Source organism: Methylobrevis albus, assembly GCF_015904235.1.
GTDB lineage: Bacteria > Pseudomonadota > Alphaproteobacteria > Rhizobiales > Pleomorphomonadaceae > Methylobrevis_A > Methylobrevis_A albus.
Map to the genome: position 1 here is coordinate 99,542 of NZ_JADZLT010000053.1, position 20,883 is coordinate 120,424.

Genomic DNA, 20,883 nt, shown 5'->3' on the forward strand with positions numbered 1-20,883 from the left:
GAGCCTCCGCCCGTTCCGGTCTGTCATTCCCATCCATTCAGACATCGACGGCCGCGCGACGGCCCAGCCCGCCGGTCCGAGGACCGGCGCCGGCCGCGCGCGCCGCGGAGATTTTTCTTCATGCCAAACAAGATGCTTATCGATTCCACCCACCCGGAGGAGACCCGGGTCGTGGTGGTGCGCGGATCGCGGGTCGAGGAGTTCGATTTCGAGTCCGCGAACCGCAAGCAGCTGCGGGGGAACATCTACCTCGCCAAAGTGACCCGGGTCGAACCGTCGCTGCAGGCGGCGTTCGTCGAGTACGGCGGCAACCGCCACGGCTTCCTCGCCTTCTCCGAGATTCACCCCGACTACTACCAGATCCCCGTCGCCGACCGGCAGGCGCTGATCGACGCCGAGGCCGACGAGCCGCACGAGGACTTCGAGCGCCCGTCCCCGCGCCGCAAGGCGCGTGAGCGCACCGAGAAGGCCGACTCGCCGTCGGTGAGCGAGGCCGCGACCACCGAGGGCGACGGCGAGGATCGTCCGAACGGCAACGTCGAGCAGATCCCCGACCACGCCGACGACGAGGACCACGTCGAATCGGTCGGCGCGGAAGACGCGCTCGAGGAGGTGCCCGAGCGCCGCCAGAAGCCGCGCCTGCGCAACTACAAGATCCAGGAAGTCATCAAGCGCCGCCAGGTGCTGCTGGTGCAGGTCGTCAAGGAGGAGCGCGGCAACAAGGGTGCGGCGCTCACCACGTACCTGTCGCTCGCCGGCCGCTATTCGGTGCTGATGCCCAACACCGGTCGCGGTGGCGGCATCTCGCGAAAAATCACCAACGTCGCCGACCGCAAGCGCCTCAAGGAAGTCGCCCAGGAGCTCGAGGTGCCCGAGGGCATGGGCATCATCCTGCGCACGGCCGGTGCCAGCCGCACCAAGGCCGAGATCAAGCGCGACTTCGAGTACCTGCTCCGCCTCTGGGAGAACGTCCGCGACCTGACGCTGAAGTCGGCGGCGCCGACGCTCGTCTATGAGGAAGGCTCGCTGGTCAAGCGCTCGATCCGCGACCTTTACAACAAGGACATCGACGAGGTTCTCGTCGCCGGCGACGACGCCTATCGCGAGGCGAAGGACTTCATGCGCATGCTCATGCCGAGCCATGCGCGCAACGTGCAGCCGTACCGCGACAGCGCGCCGATCTTCGCCCGCTTCGGCGTCGAGCCGCAGCTCGACGCGATGTTCTCGCCGCAGGTCACCCTGCGCTCGGGCGGCTACATCGTCATCAACCAGACCGAGGCGCTGGTCTCGATCGACGTCAACTCGGGCCGCTCGACCCGCGAGCACAACATCGAGGACACCGCGTTCCAGACCAACATGGAAGCGGCGGAAGAGGTGGCGCGCCAGCTGCGCCTGCGCGATCTCGCCGGCCTCATCGTCATCGACTTCATCGACATGGAAGAGGCGCGCAACAACAAGGGCGTCGAGCGCAAGCTCAAGGACTGCCTGAAGGACGACCGCGCCCGCATCCAGGTCGGCCGCATCTCGCACTTCGGCCTGCTCGAGATGAGCCGCCAGCGCATCCGCACCGGCGTGCTGGAAGGCTCGACCGAGGTCTGCCCGCACTGCCTCGGCGCCGGTATCGTCCGCTCGACCGACAGCGTCGCGCTGCACGTGCTGCGCTCGCTCGAGGACCAGCTGCTGAAGGGCGTCACGCACCACCTCACGCTGCGCACCCGCACCGCGGTGGCGCTCTACATCCTCAACCAGAAGCGCCGCCACCTCGGCGAACTCGAGGTCCGCTTCGGTCTCTCGATCACGATCAGCGCCGACGAGCACCTGAGCAGCCAGCACTACGTGCTGGAGCGCGGCGAGATCATCGCCAACCCCCTGCCCGCGCCGATCCAGATCCAGCCCGACACGATTCTCCCCGTCGACGAGGACGACGACATCGTCGAGGAGGAGGCCGAGGTCGAGACCGAGGCCCAGGCCGAGACGGAGACGCGGAGCGGCGGCGAGGAGCGGAACGGCGACGGCGACGGCCAGGGCCGCAAGCGTCGGCGCCGTCGCCGGCGGCGGCGGTCGGGCGAAAACGGCTCGTCGGCACAGGCGACCGAGAACGGCTCGTCCGGCGATGACGACGAGGACGATGACGACGACAACGACGCCGAGAACGGCGACAACGTCGACAACGGCGAGAGCGACGGCCGCGAGACGCAGGTCGTCTCCGGCGAGGCGACCGACGCCGACGCTGACGCCGACGGTGAGGACGCGCCGGGTGGCGACGAGGACCAGGGCGAGGAGTCCGGTCGTCCCCGTGGCCGCCGTCGCGGCCGCCGCGGCGGCCGCCGCCGGAACGGCAGCGAGGCCCGCGAGGGCGGCGACGCCGACGAGGCGACCGGCGAGCCGATGTTCGCCCGGGACGTCCCGGTGTTCGACGTCGCCGAGATGGAGGAGCCGCTGCTCGACCCGGTGCCGGGCGGCGAGCCGCCCCTCGACACCGCCGAGCTCGACGCCGACGAGGAGTCGCCGACCACGTCCGACGATCCGCAGGACGTGATCGAGCACGCCGAGACCGGCGAGATCGCGGCCGAAGCCGAAACCGTCGACACGGCGACCGAGATCGCGGCGCCGGCGGAAGAGGTCGCGGCGATGCCGGCGGACGAGGCGGCGACCGAAGTGGACGAAGCCGCGTCGCCGGACGAGGCCACCACCGAAGCAGCAACCGAGACCACGGCGCCGGAGCGCAAGCCCTTCGTGCTCGAGCCGACCCCCGAGCCCGACGACGCCCCCAAGCGCGGCGGCTGGTGGCAGCGCCGCTCGTTCTTCTGAGCGAGCGACCCCGGCCCAGGCGGCCATGCAGGATCAACAGAACGGGCGCCCTCGCGGCGCCCGTTTTCGTTTGGCCGGATGCTGAACCGGCGCTCCCCCCTACCGCCCGATCCACCCCGCGATGCGCGTCACGGCTTCGTCCATCTCCGGCGTGGTGCCGGCGAAGGACAGGCGGATGTAGCCGGCGCCGCGGGCGGGGTCGAAGTCGAGGCCGGGCGTGGTGGCGACGCCGGCCTCGGTCAGCATCCGGCGGGCGAAGTCCATGCTGTCGTTGGTGAACTTGCGGACGTTGGCGTAAATGTAGAAGGCGCCGTCGACGGGCAGCACGTCGTCGAGCCCCGCCTCCGGCAGCCGGCGCAGCAGCAGCTCGCGGTTGGCGGCATAGCCGGCTTTCACCAGCTCCAGCTCGTCCACCGCGTCGAAGGCGGCGAGCGCCGCGGTCTGCGACAGCGAATTGACCGAGATCGACAGGTTCTGCGCGATGCATTCGATCGCGCGCACCGCCGGCTGCGGCACCACCATCCAGCCGACGCGCCAGCCTGTCATGCAGTAGTATTTCGAGAAGCTGTTGACGACCACCGCCTGCTCGGTGAACGCCAGCGCCGTCGCGGTTTCGCCGCCATAGACGAGGCCGTGGTAGATCTCGTCCATGATCAGCCGGATGCCGAGCGCGTCGCAGGATTCGACCAGCGCCTTCAGCGCGGGCGGCTGGATCATCGTGCCGCTCGGGTTGGCCGGACTCGCGACGATCAGGCCCTTCAGTGGCCGGTCGCGCTGGATCTCGGCCAGCATCTCCGGCGTCACCGCCCAGCGCGTCTCCGGCCCGGTCGGGATCTCCACCACCTCGAGCCCGAGGGCGGCGAGGATGTTGCGATAGGCTGGGTAGCCCGGCGTCGGCATGCCGATGCGGTCGCCGGGATCGAAGAAGGCGAGAAAGGCGAGGTTGAACGCCGCCGACGAGCCGGTGGCGACCACGACGCGCTCGGGCGACACCGCGACGCCGTAGCGCTCGGCGTAGTGGGTGGCGATGCGCGCGCGCAGCGCCGGCGTGCCGAGCGCCTCGGTATAGCGGACGCGGCCGGACGCGATCGCCGCCATCGCCGCCTCGCGCACCACCCGCGGCGTCGGCGCCCCCGGCTCGCCGACCTCCATGTGGATGATGCTGCGCCCCTGTCGCTCGAGCGCAAAGGCGGCGGACATCACGTCCATCGCCCGGAACGGCTCGACGGCGCTGCGTTTCGAAAGCATCGGATGGCCTCGCAAGATTGGGAACCGTCAGGTCGGGCCGGCGGCGGCCCGGGTCAGGCGGCGGCGCGCGCGCCGAGCCCTCTGTAGCAGGCGTCGAGCTTATCGCCGATCAGCTTCGGGTCGAAGCGCTGCGCCGCCTCGTAGTTCGCCCGGCAGATCGCCGCGCGCTCGGCCGGCGCGAGCGCCAGCACCTCGTCGATCACGCGCTGCAAATCCGACGCGTCGTCGCCGCGGTAGAGGAAGCGCGTGCTCTCCTCGGGCAGGATCTCGCGGAACTGCGGCGCGTCCGCGGCGACCAGCAGGCCACCGACGCTCATCACGAGAAGTGCCATACCGGAGGTGAGGAAGACCTCGTAAGGCAGCACGACACAGGCCGAGCCGCGGATCAGCCCGGGCACCTCTTCGGTCGGCACATAACGCAGATCCCAGGCGACGTCGCCGCGGTGCGCGTGCGCGCTGCGCACGAGGTCCGCCTCCGGCCCCGCGCCACTGACGCGGATGGTGGCGCCGCGGTCCGCGAGATAGTCCGCCGGCAGCATGTCGATGAGCCGCCCGAAACCTTTCTGCCGCCGGACGGCGCCGAAGCAGAGCAGGGTCCGGTCCGCGGCCGCACCGATCGACGCTTCGGCCTCGGCCTTCGTCTCGTACCAGCCGGTAAAGGCCGGGCACGGCACGACGTGCACCTTGGCAGGATCGAGTTCGACCTGACCGGCGAGCATCGGCACGGCGCAGGCGTTGTGAACCAGCACGGCGTCGCTGAAGCCGGCGAGGAAGCGGCGGATCCGCAGGAAGGCTTCGATGTGGAGCATGTTGTGCGGGAGGAGGTTGTGCACCGTCCAGGCGGTCTTGCCGCCGAGGTCGCGGAACGCCCGCATCTGCGCCTCGAACCGGCCCGCCGCCGCGTGCGCATCCTCGGGCGTCGTGCATCCGCTGAGGATGAATTCTTCCCAGTGGATGTGGATGAGCACGTCTTCGCCGCGGCGGAGCCGTTTGATCGCCTTCACCGGCCAGGCGTCCTTGCCGAGCACCGGCGCGTAGCGGTCGGTGATTTCGCGAAAGATCTGCGGGATGTAGATGCTCTTGGCGTTGGCGGCGTAGCAATGGATCCTGGTCTGGGTCGTCATCCGCAATCGAACCTCGACGCTGGCCCCGAGCCGGGCCTGAGTCGGGCCTGAGCCTTCGATCCTTTACCCGGATCCCGCCCGGGCAAGAACCCCTCGCGCACGGATCACCCGCCCTCGCCCGTTTCCGCGGCGTTCGCGGCGCGGGAAAGGCGGCAGCGCCGGCCGCCGCCTTCCCTCTCGATGTCTCGCCGTCAGCGGCGCGACCAGATCGTCTGGTCGATCTCGCCGGCGAGTTCCGGATAGGCGCTCGCGTCGAAGCGCGGCTCGCCGGTCTTGCGCTGGGCGACGTAGTCCCGCGTCAGCTTGGCGACGACGCCCGACAAGAGCACGATGGCGATCAGGTTGATCGTCGCCATCAGGCCCATGGCGGCGTCCGCCGCGTTGAACACCGTCGCGACGCTCTCATACGCCCCCCACACCACCATCAGCAGCACCGCGGTGCGCAGCACGGTCATGCCGACGCGGTTGCCGATGCCGAGGAAGATCATGGCGTTCTCGGCGTAGGAGTAGTTGCCGATGATCGAGGTGAAGGCGAAGAACAGGATCGCGACGGCGATGAAGTAGCGCCCCGCCTCGCCGATGTGCGCGACCATCGCCTCCTGGGTGAGCGGCGTGCCGGTGAGCTGCGATTCGGGGCCCATGACGCCCGAGAGCAGGATCATGATCGCGGTCGCGGTGCAGATCAGCAGCGTGTCGATGAAGACGCCGAGCGCCTGCACGAAGCCCTGCGACGAGGGATGGTGCGGGTCGGGCGTCGCGACGGCGGCGATGTTCGGCGCCGAGCCCATGCCCGCCTCGTTGGAGAACAGGCCGCGCTTGACGCCGTTCAGCATCGCCGCGGCGATGCCGCCGCCGGCGGCGTCGAGGCCGAAGGCGCTGGAGATGATCAGCGACAGCACCGCCGGCACCTCGCTGAGGTGAGTGACGACGACGTAGAGCGCCATCAGCAGATAGATCACCGCCATGAACGGCACGACGATCTCGGCGACGCGGGCGATCGTCCGGATGCCGCCGAAGATGACGACGCCGGCGAGCGCCGCGAGCGCGATGCCGACGCCGATCTTCGGCAGGCCGAAGGCGCCTTCCATCGCGTCGGCGATCGAGTTCGCCTGCACCGCGTTGAACACCAGGCCAAAGGCGATGATCAGGCAGACCGAGAACACGGCGCCGGCCCACGGCGCTTTCAGGCCCTTGGCGATGTAGAACGCCGGGCCGCCGCGATAGCGCCCCTCCTCGTCCCGCGTCTTGTAGAGCTGCGCCAGCGCGCTTTCGGAATAGGCCGTCGCCATGCCGACGAGCGCCACCATCCACATCCAGAAGATCGCGCCGGGGCCGCCGAGGTAGAGCGCCACCGCGACGCCGGCGAGATTGCCGGTGCCGACGCGCGAGGCGAGGCTGGTACAGAGCGCCTGGAACGGCGTGATGCCCGAGCGGTCACCCTGCTTGGAGCCGATCACGGCCCGGAACATTTCGGGGAAATGGACGATCTGCAGGAAGCCGAGCCGCAGCGTGAAGAAGATGCCGACGGCGAGCAGTCCGTAGATGAGGACATAGCCCCAGAAGATGGTGTTCAGGAAATCGATGATGGGATCCATTGCGACCTCGCGCCTCTTGCGTGCGACAGGCGGATGCACCCTCACCGACGGTCTGTCCCCCGGGTCCTGACGTCGCCACCGTGACGTGCACGGACGGCGCCTGCAGGATCGAGGGGCCTCGGTCGGCTCCGAGGTCGGGCATATCCGTAGTTTATCGGACAATCTTCACCGCGATATGGCAAGCAGAAATTACCTGCTGCGCACGGCCGGCGGCCGCAACCGGTAATGCGTCGGGTGCGACACAACGCAATCGCCGGATCAACTTGGATCTTCAAGTTGTCATATCACGCCTGATCTCACGGCAAAAATGGTTGCTGCAACGCAAAATGGAATTTCTTTGCCGAGAAAATAATCAAATGATAGAGAAACACTGCTGACCCCGACCAGTTCATGGCGGGAGGACAGCGGGCCATGTATTCGTTTCTGGAATTCAACTCATGACATTCTCACGTCTCAAGATCTCCAGCATTGCCGTCGCAGCGACCGCCCTGCTCTGCGCGCACGAGGCCTCGGCGGCGACGCTGTGGCGCGGCACCGCCGTGGTGACGAATCGCAGCACCAATCCGGCCTGTGTCGCCGAGTACGACATCGGCGAAAGCTTCGATGTCGAGTACCGGCCGAGCTTCGGTCTGCCGGTCGACGAGGTGCTCGTTGCTTTTGGCCCGCACGGCGCCTTCATCATCGCCAGCGGCCCGGCCGACACCGACAAGAGCCTGCGCACCGGCAGCGTGACGATCCAGGGCGTCGCCTACGGCATCCGCTATTCGACGACGACGCCGTCGCAGACGCTGTCAATCTCGCCCGCCGCGATCACGCCGTCGACGGTGACGATCACCATCACCGGCGCCGTGCGCAACCTCGGCCTTCCGAACTGCAACGTCACGGTCCGCGCCTCGCTGCTCCCCATCGCCAGCCCGCTCTGACCCGCGCTTCCCACCCGGCGCCGGTGCCCGTACACGGCATCTGCGCCGGGCCCACGGCGTTGCTTGCGGAGCCCGGCCGAAGCCGATAGAAATCCGCGGGTGAACGCCGTCGGATCGCTCGGTCGGGGCATAGCTCAGCCTGGTAGAGCACCTGCTTTGGGAGCAGGGGGCCGCAAGTTCGAATCTTGCTGCCCCGACCACCGATCCGGGTGCGGCGCCCCTCACCGAGCGAGGAGTTGTCGAGCACCATGACGGCCCGAATTTACAAGCCCGCCAAGACCGCGATGCAGTCCGGTCAGGCCAAGACCAACCGCTGGGCCCTGGACTACGATCCGGAAGTGCCGCGCACCGTCGAGCCGCTGATGGGCTGGACCTCCTCGGCCGACATGAAGCAGCAGCTGCGGCTGTTCTTCGACACCGCCGAGGACGCCATCGCCTATTGCGAGCGCAACGGCATCCCCTACCGGGTACTCGAGCCGAAGGAACGCACGCAAAAGCGCGTCTCCTATTCGGACAACTTCAAGTTCAACCGCAAGGAAACCTGGACGCACTGACCCGGCCGCCGCCTTGGCGCGGCCGCGCGGCATCCTCAGGACCCCGTAGCTCAGCTGGATAGAGCAGCCGCCTTCTAAGCGGCAGGTCGCAGGTTCGAGCCCTGCCGGGGCCGCCAATTCTTTGTCCACGTACCGTTTCCCCGTCCCTGCATCGGGGCCGCGCAACTGATTCGGCATTCGATAAAATTCGATCGTTTCGCCGAACGCGTCTTCAAACTCTCCACGCTAGCTTTGGTCCCAAGGAACAAGACGCGCTGCGGCGCGCCAGCCAAGGGGACCGCTGTCATGATGGAATTCCTGTTCGCCATCCCGCTCGCCGTGCTCGCCTGGTCGGTGCTCAAGGGCATGCTCGACGGCGCGCACGAGATCGGCGGCAACGCCCCCCACATCCCGGTGCAGCCGTTCCTGCCCGATTTCGGTGAGCGCTCGATCGCGAAGTGAGGTCTGTGCGGCTGGTGTAGCCGGCAGCCCGTTCGATAGCTCGCCAGGATTCCTTTATCATTGGTGCAGCAGCGTGACGCGCGCCGGCGCACCCGACCTCGCCCTTCGAGACGGCCCGTTCCGGGCCTCCTCAGGATGAGGCCTGCGAGAGTTTTCTCAATTTTTCAAACGTTTATCCTTTTTCCTCATCCTGAGGAAGCCGCGCAGCGGCTGTCTCGAAGGGCGAGGGAAAAGCCGAGGCGACGGCCTCGTGGATCCCTGACCGGTCTAGATCATTAGCCGGCTACGTTATCAGTATCCGTTCGCGTCGCTGGCCCTGCCCGGCGTCTGGATTTCCCATAAATCCCCCCCGCCCTGCCCGGCCTTTGCCGGCTCAGTACCGCCGCTTCGCCGCGTCCACCGCGGCGAGGCCGCGCATGGCGTCGCGGTGGCCGGTGGCGGCGGCGGCCTCGAAGATGCGCCTGGCGTCGCCGTAGCGGCGCAGGCCCATGTAGGCGTAGCCGCGCAGCGTCATCAGGTCGTTCTGCTCGGGCACGATGCGGCTGCGTTCGTCGAGGGCGAGGATCGTCTCGACATAGCGGCCGGCCTCGAAGGCCGAGGTGGCGCGCTGCGCCAGGAGCGCGGCGTTGAGTTCGCCGACGCGCTGCTGCGACTGCGGCGCCTGCGTCGCGGCGACGGCCGCCTGGTCGGCGAGGCCGAGCCGAAGGTAGGCGAGGCTCTGTCCATAGGCGGCGTCCCGCCGCGTCTCCTCCGACCCGCCGCGCAGGGCGGCCGCGAAGGCGGCGGCCGCTTCCATCGGCCGGTTCAGCTCCATCAGGCACCAGCCGCGCGTCAGCGCCGCCGCGGGCGCGAGCGAATCCGGCGCGACGAAGCCCGTGCTGCAACCGCGCGGCGTTCTGCCGGCCGCCGGCCGCTCGGCCCGGCGGGCCGGTGCCGCGGCCTCCGCCGCCACCTGTCGCGGCGGACGCTGCTCTTCGCGCGGCGCCGGGCGCACGGCGGCGACGGCGGGGCGGGCCGTCTCGGCGACGCGCGGCTGCACGGCAACGGACGGCGAGGGCTCGGCGGCGACGGTCCCATCCGGCGGCGGCACCGCGCCGAGGCGGCGGGTCCGCTCGGTCTCCGGCTCGCCGAGCCGTGCGATCCGCTCGGAGCGCCCGGACCAGAGCCGCTGCACCTCGGCGACGCCGGCCTCATCGCCGAGCCGCGAGCGGACGATGGCGAGGCCGTAGGCCGCGCGCTCCTCGTCCGGCTTCCAGTAGAGCGTGGTCAGGAACCACTCGGCCGCCGTCTCGGTCTGGCCGATCGCTTCGGCATACCAGCCGAGCTGCTGGCCGGCGGTCGGGTCGCGCGTCTCGGCGATCTCGCCGACGATGCGCGCCAGCACCGAAGGCTCGATCGCCACCGGCGGCTCCACCGCGAGCAGGTTGATCATGGCGGCGTGGTAGACGGCGCGGATCTCGTCGGAGGTCTCGCGCCAGTCGTAGACGACGGCTTCCGCCTCGCCCGGCCGATCGAGTTCGACGAGGGCGAGCGCCAACCCCTGGGAGGCTTCCGCGCTGTTCTCGCGGTCACGCGACAGGCGGAACCAGCGCTCCGCCTCGCGCGCGTTGCCGCGCAGCAGCCGATACCAGCCGAGCAGCAGCGGATCGGAGGCGGTGTCGCCGGTGCGGGCGAGGTCCTCGACCTTGGCGACGTCGTCGGGCGCGATCACCGCGTCGGCCTGTTCGCTGCCGGTGGCGACGCTCTGGCGGGCGAGATCGTCGCGCACGGCGGCGAACTCCGGCTCGCCGTCGGGGCTGGTGCGCTCGCGCGCCAGCAACTCGTCGAGATCGGCGCGCGGCAGCAGCGGCAGCGCCTTCTGCAGCGTCGCGAGGCGCTCCGACGGGTTCTGGCAGGTATCGAGCACGTAGAGATAGGTGTCCTTCGCCCGCAGCATGCGCTCCGTGCCGGCGAAAGCCTCGGCGAGGCGCCACAGCACGTCGACCTCGGCGCAGGTCAGCAGGCTCGGATGTTCCGCGGCCAGCCGGACGACCGTATCGAACTGCTTGAGGTTGGAGGCATTGACGAGGCGCACGCGCGCCTCGGCGACGGCGAGGCGATCGAGCAGGTCGGGCGGCGGCGTCCAGGCGGGCTCGCTGGTCTGGCGTTCCGCGATGGCGCTGCGCAGCTCGGCGTAGCGGCTCTGGGCGTAGAGCTGCCACATCGCGTCGAGCAGCGGATCGGTCTCGGCCGGCACCGAGAGGAAATCATCCGGCGGCACCCAGTCGGGATAGAGCGCGCGCAACCGCGCGACTTCGGCCTCCAGCCGGCGAGTGTCGCCCTGGCGGGCGAAGAAGCGCAACGCAGTCTCGTCGACCTGCCGCGCCGGCGCGGCGCCGCCGTTGGCCGCGGCCGGCGGGGCCGCTGGCGCCACCGGGGCCGGCGCGGGCGCGGGCGCGGCCTGCGCCATCCGGATCGGCGCATTGATGTCGATGTGCCCGATGCCGGTCTCGCCGGCCGCCGGCCGGAAGTTGGTCCGCACCACCGGCGCCGCGCCCTGCGACCACGACAGCGGCCGCATCACGTCGTGCTCGGCCGCCGGCGCTGCCGTGCCGAGATGGGCGCCGGTGAGCGCCACATAGGCTCCGGCGCCGGTGCCGAGTGCGGCGAGGGCGAGCAGGACGGATTTCATCGGCAGTCCGGACGGTGGTCGGCGAGATAGGCGAGCGCGAGCAGATGCAGGGTCGACGGGTAGTAGGCCGTCGGCTGGAACTCCGCGAGGTCCGCCGGCAGCCGTGTTCCGTCGAGCACACAATCGACGAGGGCCGGGATGATTCGATAGCCCGGATCGGCGAGCTTCGCGGTCGCCCGGCCCGAGGCGATGTCGACGACGGCGACGGAGCCGTCGGCCTCGCGCATGCCGTGGCGGAACGGCTCGAGCAACGCGCGGTCCGTGATGCCGGCGCGGACGAGATAGAGCGGAATGCGGAAGGCGTTGTAGCCGAATTCGGCCGGGAACCCCTGCCCCGGCCGCGGCCGGCCCTTCAGCGAGGCCCAGTCCGGCGGCAGGTGGCGCGGCCCCATCGAGGTCTCGGCCACGAGCGCGAGGCCGGCCCGCGCGAGGCCGTCCCAGTCGGCGCCGGGGGCGAGTTCGCCCAGCACCGGCAGCGCCTCGAACACCCAGTAGGAGACGTTCACCACCGGCGCGTCGGGGCGGTTCTGCTCCCAGAAGCCGGCGGCGCCGGGCTTCATCAGCGTGCGCCCCTCGTAGCGGCGCAGCATGGTCGCGCCCACCGTCGTCGCGATGCCGGCGGCGGCGGTGTCAAGGTCGGGGCGTTCGAAGGCGCCCGCGCCGAGCGAAAGGCCATAGGCGATCAGGATGTCGCCGTCGGTGGCGTTGTTGACGTCGGTGACCGGCGGCCGCGACCGCGGGTCGTAGCGCCAGACCGCGAGGCCGTCGTCGCGCAGCAGCAGGTTGGTCTGCGTGAACGACCAGATCCGGTCGAACCCGGCCTCGTCGCCCGCCATCGCGGCGAGGATCAGCCCGTAGCCCTGCCCTTCGCTGTGACTGATGCCGCCGTTGCCGTCGTCGATGACGCGGCCGTCCGGCTCGACGAAGCGGCTCGAATAGGCCGCCCAGTCCGCCGCGGCCACGGTATCGGCATGGCCGGCCGGCACGATCGACATGAGGCCTCCGAGCGCGAGGGCCAGCACGCGGGCCGCGGCGGCGGGGCGGCTCATGGCGACTTCCTTCCGAGCGTGTTGAGCAGGACGATCGTGGAGAGCCCGAGCAGCACCGACGACAGCAGCAGCAACGCGGAGAAGGCGAGGATGTTGTCCGACAGCCAGTTGGCGGCCACGAGGCGCAGGTTGCCGATCGAGAGCGGCTGCGTCTCGAGGAAGCGGAAGGCGCCTATCTCGCGGCTTTCGAGGGTGCCCGTCGCGGCCTGATAGGTGCTGATGCTGCCGTCGATCTGGCGCCAGCGCTCCGCCGTGGTGACCGCGCGGACGCCCTCGTCGAGCTGCGCCTCGGACGGCGCGGCGATCACCGTCCACGCGCCGACGCCGCCCGGCGCCGCATTCTGGGCGATGATCAGCGACGCACCCGCCGGGGGCGTGAACTCGGTCTGCACGCCGGGCATCAGGCGGAGCGTGCCGAGCGAGATGTCGAAGTTGCGCACGAGCCAGTCCTCGAACGACGACACCTGCCCGCGCCAGCCGCCTTCGGCAAGCCGGTCGCGCCAGCGCTCGAAGCTCTCGCGCGTGTCGGTGCCGCCCTGGTCCAGCGTCGGCAGCCGCTGCGGCGTCGACGACCAGTCGCTGCGCAGCGTTTCGGGCAGGCCGACGGCGGTGAGGACGCCCGGCGGCATCTGGCTGATCGGGCCGATGAACAGCGCCGGCCCGTTGCCGATCCCCGCCGGCGACATCACCGGGTTGATCGCGATCGGCCGCCCCGCGGCCACCGAGAGCCGCGCAAACAACGTCGCCGCCGCCGACAGCGTCTCCGGCTGGCCGCCGCCGATCAGCGTCGGCAGCGCCTGCGCGTCGGCGTCGTAGGGAAAGCCCATGCCGGCGAACGCGGCGAGGTTCGGCTCCTGGCCGATGCGGGCATAGCGCGGCACGTCGAGCTGGCTGCTGTCGAACAGCACGAAGCGACTGTCGCCGAGCGCGGTCGCACCCGGCAGGCAGGCCGCGTCGGCGGCCGTCATCAGCACCGCCTCGAGGGTGATCACGTTGGCGCCGGGCTTCATGTGCTGCATCGTCACCGAGATCGGCAGATGCCGCAGGATCGCCCCGCCCTCGGAGGTGATCGGCACCGTCGCGGCGATGTTGTCGTTGACGTAGACGTCGATGTGGCTGCCGGGCAGCACCTCCGAGGAATAGGCGGCGTCGAGCAGCAGCGACACCTCGCCATAAGCGGTGGCGTAGAAGTCGGCCGGCAGGCCGAAGGCGAAGTCGGTCCGGAAGCGCCGTCCGGAGAATTCGTGCGTCCGAACCCCGAGCTGGGCCAGCGTCAGCGAGGTCGCGGCGGCGATCACCGGCGGCTCCGGCATGCGTGCGGACTGCATCGAAAGTGCAGCACGATCCGCGCCCGGTGTCCGGTCGACTGTGCCGACGATCCCCTCGACGGCGATCTCCACCGCGTCCCAGGTCGGGCCCGTGACGATGAGCGTCGAGGCGCCGAGACGTGGATCGTCGATGAAACCGGTCAGCGGACGCGACGTCGCCCCGTCCGGTAGCGCCGCCAGCACCGCGCCGAGTTCCGGCGCCGTGCCGAGCGCGACCGACAGCCGCCCCGGCCCTTCGACCGGCGCGTCGGGTGCCCCGGTGCGCACCCGCACCTCCTGGTTCGGCATGCCGGCGATCAGCGCGAGGCCCTCGGCGAGCCGGATCATCGGCGCGGTGATCGTCGGCTGGCCGAGCGAGGGCACCACGATCTCGATGCTGGTGACGCCGGCGGTGTTGACGCCGAGCGCCGCGATGTCGCCGATCCGGTGCAACCGGCCGGCATCCGGGCCTTCGAAGGCGATGAACGTCGCCGACTGGTCGATCGCGGTCCAGAGTTCATAGGTCGACTGGATCGAGCAGTCGGTGCGATGGCGCTGCTCGGCGCGGAAGCGGACGAGATTGGTGCCTGCGCGCAGCAGGCCCGGGCGCAGGTCAGCGGTCACGATGCCGGTCCGGTCGGAGATCCCGACCGGCGTGTCGATCACCAGTTCGCCGTTGATGAACACCTCGAGCCGCGAGATCTCGGGCGCGACGACGACGGCATTGCGGAAGCCGACGCTGAGCCGCGCGGTCGACGCGGCTTGCTCCTGCGTCAACGTCACCGCCCACGCCCGCTCGTCGGTCTCGCCCGCCAGCGACATCGTCTCGAACGGCACCAGCGGGCGCCGTGTCATCCGCGGCGCGGCCGGCGCGGCGGGCACGGCCGGTTCCGCTGCTTCCGCGGCCGGCGTCGGGGCGTCTGGCGATGGGGCGGTCGGCGTGGGCGCGACCGGCGTCGAGGCGCCGGGCGCAGGGGCGGCGGGCGCCGCCGGCGTTGCCGCTGGGGCCGGCGGCCGCGCCGGCCGGTTCGGGATCTCCAGACGTTCGCGCTCGGGCGACATGTCGAACGGCGTCGTCTGCGCGAAAAGCGGCACGCTCCCCGGCACGCTGAGCGCGCCGAGGAGCGTCAATCCGACGAGGGCCGGCCAGCGCCTCATCGCGGCACCCCGACGACCGGGGCCGGCGCCGGCACCGGGTTCTGGCCGCGCCGCTTGAAGAGATAGACGAGGCCGCGGCCGGTCTGGTAGGCGGCGAGCCAGAGGAACCACAGCGTGCCGCGCACCAGCCCCGGGTTGACGCGCCGCGACAGCTGGAACGCCGTCCACTGGGCGGAGTTGGCGAAGATCAGGTCCGAGACCAGGCGGTGATGATCGGGGCCCTTCGGGTCGTACTGGCAGCCGATCGCCATCCCCTGCTGGCTCGCCTGCAGGTTCCGCACCGTCACCGGGAGCTCGTTGGTCGGGATCTCCGAATGCGGCCGGAAGCGGATGCGCGTCTCGTGCAGCACCCGCACGTCCTCGGCGATGCGGCCGTGCACGATTACGCGCGCGCCGTTGACCGAGACGTCCTCGATCGTCGCCGGCAGCCACTCGCCGCCCGAGAGGAACTCGCAGCGCCGGCGCACCTGCACGCGTCGGCTGCTCTGCGGCTCGCCGCGCTCGGAGACGACTCCGAGGGCGCAGCCGGCGAGCAGCAGGTTGAGCAGGTTCCACGCGCCGACGACGAGGGTGACGTCGGCCTTGTACGGCTCGGTGATCACCCGGTAGATCGTCATCAGCACGCCGGCGCAGAGGATCGCGAAGATCACGAAGAACGGCGTGCCGATCTCCGACAGCCGGCTGCGATCGATCGATTCGTCCTTCGCCGTCACCTTGAAGGTCGGCTTGCGCGGGTTGAGGATCACCGAGACGACCGCCGGCAGCAGATGCACCGTCTGGACGTACTCGTAGAGCTCCGAAATCCACGGCCAGCGGAACGCCCCGTAGAGATAGTTCTGCATCATCAGGTTCACGACCATGTACGTCAGCGTATAGGCCATGAACTCGCCGCCGGAAGCGGTGAAGATCTCGAGGTCGAAGAACAGGTAGAACAGCGGCGAGACGAGGAAGATCGTGCGCGCGAACGGAAACAGCCAGAACAGCGTCGACGACATGTAGCAAAGCCGCTGCGCCGGCGAGAGACCGCGCTTGAACGGCGGGAATCGGAACCGCAGGATCTGCATCATGCCCTGCGCCCAGCGGCTGCGCTGGCCGATGAAGCTCGCGAACGTCGCCGGCTGCAGGCCCGCGATCAGCGGGCGGTCGACGTAGACGCTGTGCCAGCCGCGCGAGTGCAGCTCGATCGCCGTCTCGCAGTCCTCGGTGATGCTGACGCCGCTGAAGCCGTTGGTCTCCTCCAGCGCCTTGCGGCGCAGCACCGCGGCCGAGCCGCAGAAGAACGAGGCGTTCCACTTGTCGAGGCCGCGCTGGATGATGCCGTAGAACATCTCGTTCTCGGACGGCATCTTCTCAAAGGTGCGCAGGTTGCGCTCGAGCGGGTCGGGGTTGAGGAAGAAGTGCGGCGTCTGCACCAGGAAGATGCGCGGATCCTCGCGGAAGTAGCCGACGGTCTCCTTCAGGAAGTCGCGCGCCGGCGCGTGGTCGGCATCGAACACGACGACGAGTTCGCCGGTCGAGTGCTCGAGCCCGTTGTTGAGGTTGCCCGCCTTGGCGTGCAGGTTGCGGTCGCGCGTGAGGTAGCGGACGCCGAGATCGGCGCAGAGTCGCTGCAGGTCGGCGTGGCGCCGCTCGGCGGCCAGCGCCTCCTCGACCCGGTCGGAGCCGCGCTTCTGCCAGGTGCCGCCGTCGTCGAGCAGCCAGACGGTGACCTTCTCCGCCGGATAGTCCATGCCCTTGGCCGCCGCCATGGTGTTGGCGAGCAGCGGCAGGTCTTCGTTGTAGGTCGGGATGAAGACGTCGACGGTGGGCAGGTCGGTCTCGACCAGCTTCACTGCCGGACGCGGCTTCAGCGGGTTGGCGACGACGAACAGGCTCAGCGCCAGCATGAAGACGCTGTAGATTTCGGCGAGATAGAGCAGGAACCCGACGATGAAGTCCTCGGGCTGGTTGATCGGCGGCAGCGTCGAGGTGGTGCGCCAGTAGACGTAGCGCAGCACGATCGCCGTGCCGAGCGCGAGCGCGATCAGCCGCCAGACGCCGTCGGGACGGACCATCTTCAGCAGCATCATCGAGAACAGCACGGCGGCGCCCGCGATGAGCTGGGCCTGCAGGTTGATCGGCAGCGTGACGACGGCCATCACGGCCACCGACATTACCAGCCAGATCCCTATGACGATCAGCTTGCGCATCGACCCCTCAGTTCGTCGCCGTAAGCCGGCACTCTAGTCCGCGGAACGCTTAAGCTTCCTGAAGACCCGCGCATTCTCAGTTCGCCGCCGCGGGGCACGCGCCGGTGGCAGAGCGCGCCGCGCCGTCCGGGCAGCCCGGAAGCCCGAGCGGCGTCGGCAGCACCGACGACGGCGACGGCACGCGCGGGAACACGGCGACGGCCGGCGCGCCGGGCGCGGCCGAAGACGACGCTGGTGCCGAGGGCGCCAAAGGCGTGAGCGGCGGCGGCGTCACCACCCGCGGCGCGGCCGGAGCGGCGGCGGGACGCGCGGACGGGCCAGCCGGCACCAGGGTTCGCTGGAGCGCCGGAGCGCGTGCGGCGGGCTCCGCCGCGTCGGTCGCCGCCTGCGGCAGGGGCGCCGCGACCGCGCCGGCGGCATCCGGCGACGGCACCGGCGCATAGATCGACGGGTCGACCGGCGCGGTCGCCAGCGGCCGGGTGCCGGGCGCGGCATCGGGGGATGGGATCGTCTGGACGACCGGCATGACAACCGGTGCGGCCGGCGCTGCGCTCCGACGCACCGCGGCGCGCGGGGCGCTGTCGGCGGGCGGCGCGGCGGCGACGCCGGTCAGCACCGGCGTGAAGCCCGCCTGCCCGCCCGGATAGATCGGCGCGCCGGGCCGGCCCAGGGTTTCGGGCGGCGGCAGAGGATCGCCATAGGGGTTCCAGCTGCCGCTCTTGAAGAAGGCGTTGATCGACAGCCCATACATCACCGACAGCAGCGTCTCCTCGCTCACCCCGGCCTCGCAGAGCCGCAGGCGCAGCTGGATCGTCCCCTGCTTGCTGAACAGCGTGGAGGACATGTCGGGCGCGCGGATGCGCTGCCAGGCGTAGAGGCAGAGATCGCCGGCGGACGACACGCCGACGGCGTAGCCGAACGGGCCGTAGCGGTTCTGCACGTAATAGGGCGAGGTCTTCATCGGCACGCCGGGCAGCAGCTCGCGGAACTCGGCTGCGAAATCCGACTGTCCGAGCGGTCGGTTGGCGAGCCGGGTGTCGCCGGCGGCCATGCCGTCCACCGGCCCGAAGAACTGGACGCGAATGAGGTTCTGGCCGGCGGCGCGCGCCGTCGTCGACAGCGAGATGTCCTGCTGCACCGCGTTGGCGAAGGTGCGCTCGACGATGCCGAGCACCGCGGGCCCGCCCGGCGGCGGCAGCACGAGGGCGTTCTCGGGTCCGACGATGCGGCTGACGGAGGAGGTTTCCAGTCGTCCCGACTGTGCGCAGCCGGCGATGGTGAGGCAGATCAGAGCGAGGGAGAGCCAGGCGCCCGAAGCACCCGTCCTGCCGTGAACCCGCCGATCGCGACGCATGACGCGAGGCATGTCTGTGCCTCTCTTTGCATTTCGTGCTCGATCCGCGGCGGAGTTTAGGTCCGTCGATCCGTCTTGCGGGACCTCATGGTCGTGATAGGTCCGATATGGTTAACAAATCCTTACTGGAGGGTTTCGGCGCCCTCGGCGGCGGAGATCTCGGCGATTCTGTCATGCCGGACCACGTCTCCGGGCTGCAGACCGATCGCCGCCGCGGTGCCCGCGACCAGCTCGAGCACGAATCGCACCGGCGCGCCCGACATGATCGGCCGCTCCGACAGCGGCGTGGTGTCGGCCGCGATGCGCACGACGCGGCCGTCGATGTCGATGAAGATGATGTCGAGCGAGACGTAAGTGTCCTTCATCCAGAACGACGCCTCGCCGGTCCGCTCCATGTCGAACAGCATGCCGCGGTCGGGCGCGAGCGACCGGCGGTACATCAGCCCGACCGAGCGCGTTTCCGGCGTGTCGACGAGTTCGACCTCGAACCGGTGCTCGGCGCCCCGCGCCACGACCACGAGCGGTGAGAGTTCCTGCTCCACCGCCGGCGGCGGCGCCTCGGCGGCCGGCTGGGCGCGCGGCGCGATGGCGGCGGGAAAGCCGGTGACGAGCAACGCGGCGACGGCCGCGGCGCGGACGAGCAAGCTGTGACGTGACATCATCTGAACGTCCGGTGTGCTGGACCGGGCCGGCGGGAGCGGGCGACCCGGTCTCGGAAAAGGAATTGTCGCGCCTAGCCGGCGAGCCCGACGCGCCGCCGGTGCACACCATTCCGCCCGGCATCGATGTCGGGAGCATGGCAAAGAGATCGGCGAGAGCAGCGGGTGAACGCGGCGCCATCGCGTCCGGCGATGGCCGAAGCAGATATACCCCCTCGTGGGGCTGCGGAGCAGACCCGCTGGCTCCGTCGCAGGGGTGGCGCGTCCGAAAGCCCGGGTCGGGAAGGGTGCAGCGCTGCCGCATGATGAGGAGGGGCCGTTACCCCTCCCGGCTCGCTGCGCTCGCCACCCTCCCCACAAGGGGGAGGGATGGTCACGCCATCCTTGGACCAGTAGCAGGTCCGTCAGTGCGACGAGGGCGCGCCGCCGGCGTTGAGCGGGCGGACTTCCGAGGCGATCAGGCCCTTCGGGCCGTCGCCGTAGCGGATCAGCACGAACTGGCCGGGCCGCAGTTCCGCCATGCCGTAGCGGCGCAGCGTCTCCATGTGGATGAAGATGTCCTCGGTGCCCTCGCCGCGGGTGACGAAGCCGAAGCCGCGCACGCGATTGAACCACTTCACCTCGACCTGCTCGAGCCCGCTGGTCGGCGTCACCTGCACGAAGGCGCGCGACGGCGGCATCTGCGAGGGATGCACGGCGGTGGATTCGTCCATCGATATGATACGCAGCGCCTGCAGGCCCTTCGGCCGGTTCAGCACTTCGCAGACGATCCGAGAGCCCTCGTAGGCGGTCTGGAAGCCGTCGCGGCGCAGGCAGGTCACGTGCAGCAGAATGTCGGGCAGGTCGTCGTCGGGCACGATGAAGCCGAAGCCCTTGCCCACGTCGAACCACTTGATGGTTCCGGCGACCTCGATCACGTCGACGCCGGCGTCTTCGGCCGAAACCGCGACGGCTCCATGATCCGCCTGGAACTTTGACATGACCGAAGGCCCCTCCATCCCGTGGCGCGCCGGGTACTCTACACGACAGCCGAGCCGCGCGAAGCGAATCTCGTTCATGGAATCTTACCATCGAAATGCCATGCGCCCGCAAGCCCATCGGGCGGGAAGCCGGCGTTTTCCCGCCGAAAACCCGCTTTTCCGATCCGCTGCCGGCTACAAAGCACGACGCCGCGCGCGGGCCGGCACCAGGGCGCGGCGGCCGGAAGGCGCTTGTCGGCGCCCGTCGTCGGGCCTAAGTCGGACCGGGGACGAACCGCACCGGTCAAGAGGACGACGACATGCGCTACCTGCACACCATGATCCGGATCAGCGACATCGATCAGTCGCTCGACTTCTTCTGCAACAAGCTCGGCATGGTCGAGGTCCGCCGCTCCGAAAGCGAGAAGGGCCGCTACACGCTGATCTTCCTCGCCGCCGCCGAGGACGTCGACAGCGCGCGCCGCGGCGCGGCTCCCCTCGTCGAGCTCACCTTCAACTGGGACCCCGAAGCCTACGGCGAAGGCCGCAATTTCGGCCATCTCGCCTATGAGGTCGACGACATCTACGCCACCTGTGCCGCACTTCAGGCGGCCGGCGTCACCATCAACCGCCCGCCGCGCGATGGCCGCATGGCCTTCGTCCGCAGCCCGGACAACATCTCGATCGAACTGCTGCAGAAGGGCGACGCGCTGGAGATCGCCGAGCCCTGGGCGAGCATGGGCAACACCGGCCACTGGTAAGTTCGGGCCTGCCGCTGCGGGTGCCGGGGGGCCTCGCAGCGGTCGGTTGAAGGACAGGGATTTTGCTGAGCGGCGCATCG

General features: G+C 70.0%; 15 protein-coding genes and 2 tRNA genes. 7 read left to right on the forward strand and 10 right to left on the reverse strand.

Annotated elements, in window-relative coordinates; all coding sequences use genetic code 11:
* Positions 1–120 precede the first annotated feature (120 nt).
* The gene (locus tag I5731_RS15465) at positions 121–2,811 is read left to right on the forward strand and encodes an Rne/Rng family ribonuclease (RefSeq protein WP_197312309.1); all 2,691 of its coding nucleotides are present in this window, start codon (positions 121–123) and stop codon (positions 2,809–2,811) included.
* A 99-nt stretch (positions 2,812–2,910) separates the two neighbouring features.
* On the opposite strand, the gene I5731_RS15470 is transcribed toward I5731_RS15465, so the two are convergent.
* From I5731_RS15470 to I5731_RS15480, 3 genes are all read right to left on the reverse strand, one after another.
* The gene (locus tag I5731_RS15470) at positions 2,911–4,059 is read right to left on the reverse strand and encodes a pyridoxal phosphate-dependent aminotransferase (protein ID WP_197312310.1); all 1,149 of its coding nucleotides are present in this window, start codon (positions 4,057–4,059) and stop codon (positions 2,911–2,913) included.
* A 53-nt stretch (positions 4,060–4,112) separates the two neighbouring features.
* Complete coding sequence (locus I5731_RS15475; protein WP_197312311.1) at positions 4,113–5,183, reverse strand: glycosyltransferase family 4 protein; 1,071 nt, start codon at positions 5,181–5,183, stop codon at positions 4,113–4,115.
* 191 nt (positions 5,184–5,374) lie between these two features.
* Positions 5,375–6,778 (reverse strand): alanine/glycine:cation symporter family protein, encoded by a 1,404-nt coding sequence (locus I5731_RS15480; protein WP_197312312.1) that lies wholly within the window; start codon positions 6,776–6,778, stop codon positions 5,375–5,377.
* Between the two features lie 437 nt (positions 6,779–7,215).
* Between I5731_RS15480 and I5731_RS15485 the strand changes: the two genes are divergently transcribed.
* The 5 genes from I5731_RS15485 (at position 7,216) to I5731_RS15505 (ending at position 8,696) form a co-directional block, all read left to right on the forward strand.
* Complete coding sequence (locus I5731_RS15485; protein ID WP_197312313.1) at positions 7,216–7,701, forward strand: hypothetical protein; 486 nt, start codon at positions 7,216–7,218, stop codon at positions 7,699–7,701.
* 123 nt (positions 7,702–7,824) lie between these two features.
* Positions 7,825–7,901 (forward strand) — tRNA-Pro (locus I5731_RS15490).
* A gap of 48 nt (positions 7,902–7,949) precedes the next feature.
* Positions 7,950–8,255, forward strand: coding sequence for an ETC complex I subunit (locus I5731_RS15495; RefSeq protein WP_197312314.1), 306 nt, complete (start codon positions 7,950–7,952; stop codon positions 8,253–8,255).
* Between the two features lie 39 nt (positions 8,256–8,294).
* Positions 8,295–8,371, forward strand: a tRNA-Arg gene (locus I5731_RS15500).
* Between the two features lie 169 nt (positions 8,372–8,540).
* Entirely contained in the window at positions 8,541–8,696 is a 156-nt protein-coding gene (locus I5731_RS15505) for a hypothetical protein (RefSeq protein ID WP_197312315.1), read from the forward strand.
* 373 nt (positions 8,697–9,069) lie between these two features.
* On the opposite strand, the gene I5731_RS15510 is transcribed toward I5731_RS15505, so the two are convergent.
* From I5731_RS15510 to I5731_RS15540, 7 genes are all read right to left on the reverse strand, one after another.
* The gene (locus tag I5731_RS15510; protein ID WP_197312316.1) at positions 9,070–11,367 is read right to left on the reverse strand and encodes a tetratricopeptide repeat protein; all 2,298 of its coding nucleotides are present in this window, start codon (positions 11,365–11,367) and stop codon (positions 9,070–9,072) included.
* Positions 11,364–12,416, reverse strand: a complete 1,053-nt coding sequence (locus tag I5731_RS15515) for a glycosyl hydrolase family 8 (RefSeq protein WP_197312317.1) — start codon at positions 12,414–12,416, stop codon at positions 11,364–11,366. Before I5731_RS15515 ends, I5731_RS15510 begins: the two co-directional genes overlap by 4 nt.
* Positions 12,413–14,881 carry a cellulose biosynthesis cyclic di-GMP-binding regulatory protein BcsB gene (locus tag I5731_RS15520; RefSeq protein WP_197312318.1) on the reverse strand — a complete coding sequence of 823 codons (2,469 nt, stop codon included), beginning with the start codon at positions 14,879–14,881 and terminating at the stop codon, positions 12,413–12,415. The genes I5731_RS15515 and I5731_RS15520 overlap by 4 nt, the downstream gene beginning before the upstream one ends.
* Entirely contained in the window at positions 14,878–17,070 is a 2,193-nt protein-coding gene (bcsA, locus tag I5731_RS15525) for a UDP-forming cellulose synthase catalytic subunit (RefSeq protein WP_197312319.1), read from the reverse strand. The genes I5731_RS15520 and bcsA overlap by 4 nt, the downstream gene beginning before the upstream one ends.
* Positions 17,071–17,146: 76 nt before the next feature.
* Positions 17,147–18,424, reverse strand: a complete 1,278-nt coding sequence (gene bcsN / locus I5731_RS15530; RefSeq protein WP_197312320.1) for a cellulose biosynthesis protein BcsN — start codon at positions 18,422–18,424, stop codon at positions 17,147–17,149.
* A gap of 122 nt (positions 18,425–18,546) precedes the next feature.
* On the reverse strand, positions 18,547–19,086 hold the full coding sequence (locus I5731_RS15535) for a DUF192 domain-containing protein (RefSeq protein ID WP_235981835.1): 540 nt from the start codon (positions 19,084–19,086) through the stop codon (positions 18,547–18,549).
* Between the two features lie 401 nt (positions 19,087–19,487).
* The gene (locus I5731_RS15540; protein ID WP_197312321.1) at positions 19,488–20,063 is read right to left on the reverse strand and encodes a cold-shock protein; all 576 of its coding nucleotides are present in this window, start codon (positions 20,061–20,063) and stop codon (positions 19,488–19,490) included.
* Positions 20,064–20,362: 299 nt separating this feature from the next.
* Between I5731_RS15540 and I5731_RS15545 the strand changes: the two genes are divergently transcribed.
* Entirely contained in the window at positions 20,363–20,803 is a 441-nt protein-coding gene (locus I5731_RS15545) for a VOC family protein (protein ID WP_197312322.1), read from the forward strand.
* Positions 20,804–20,883: the final 80 nt, after the last annotated feature.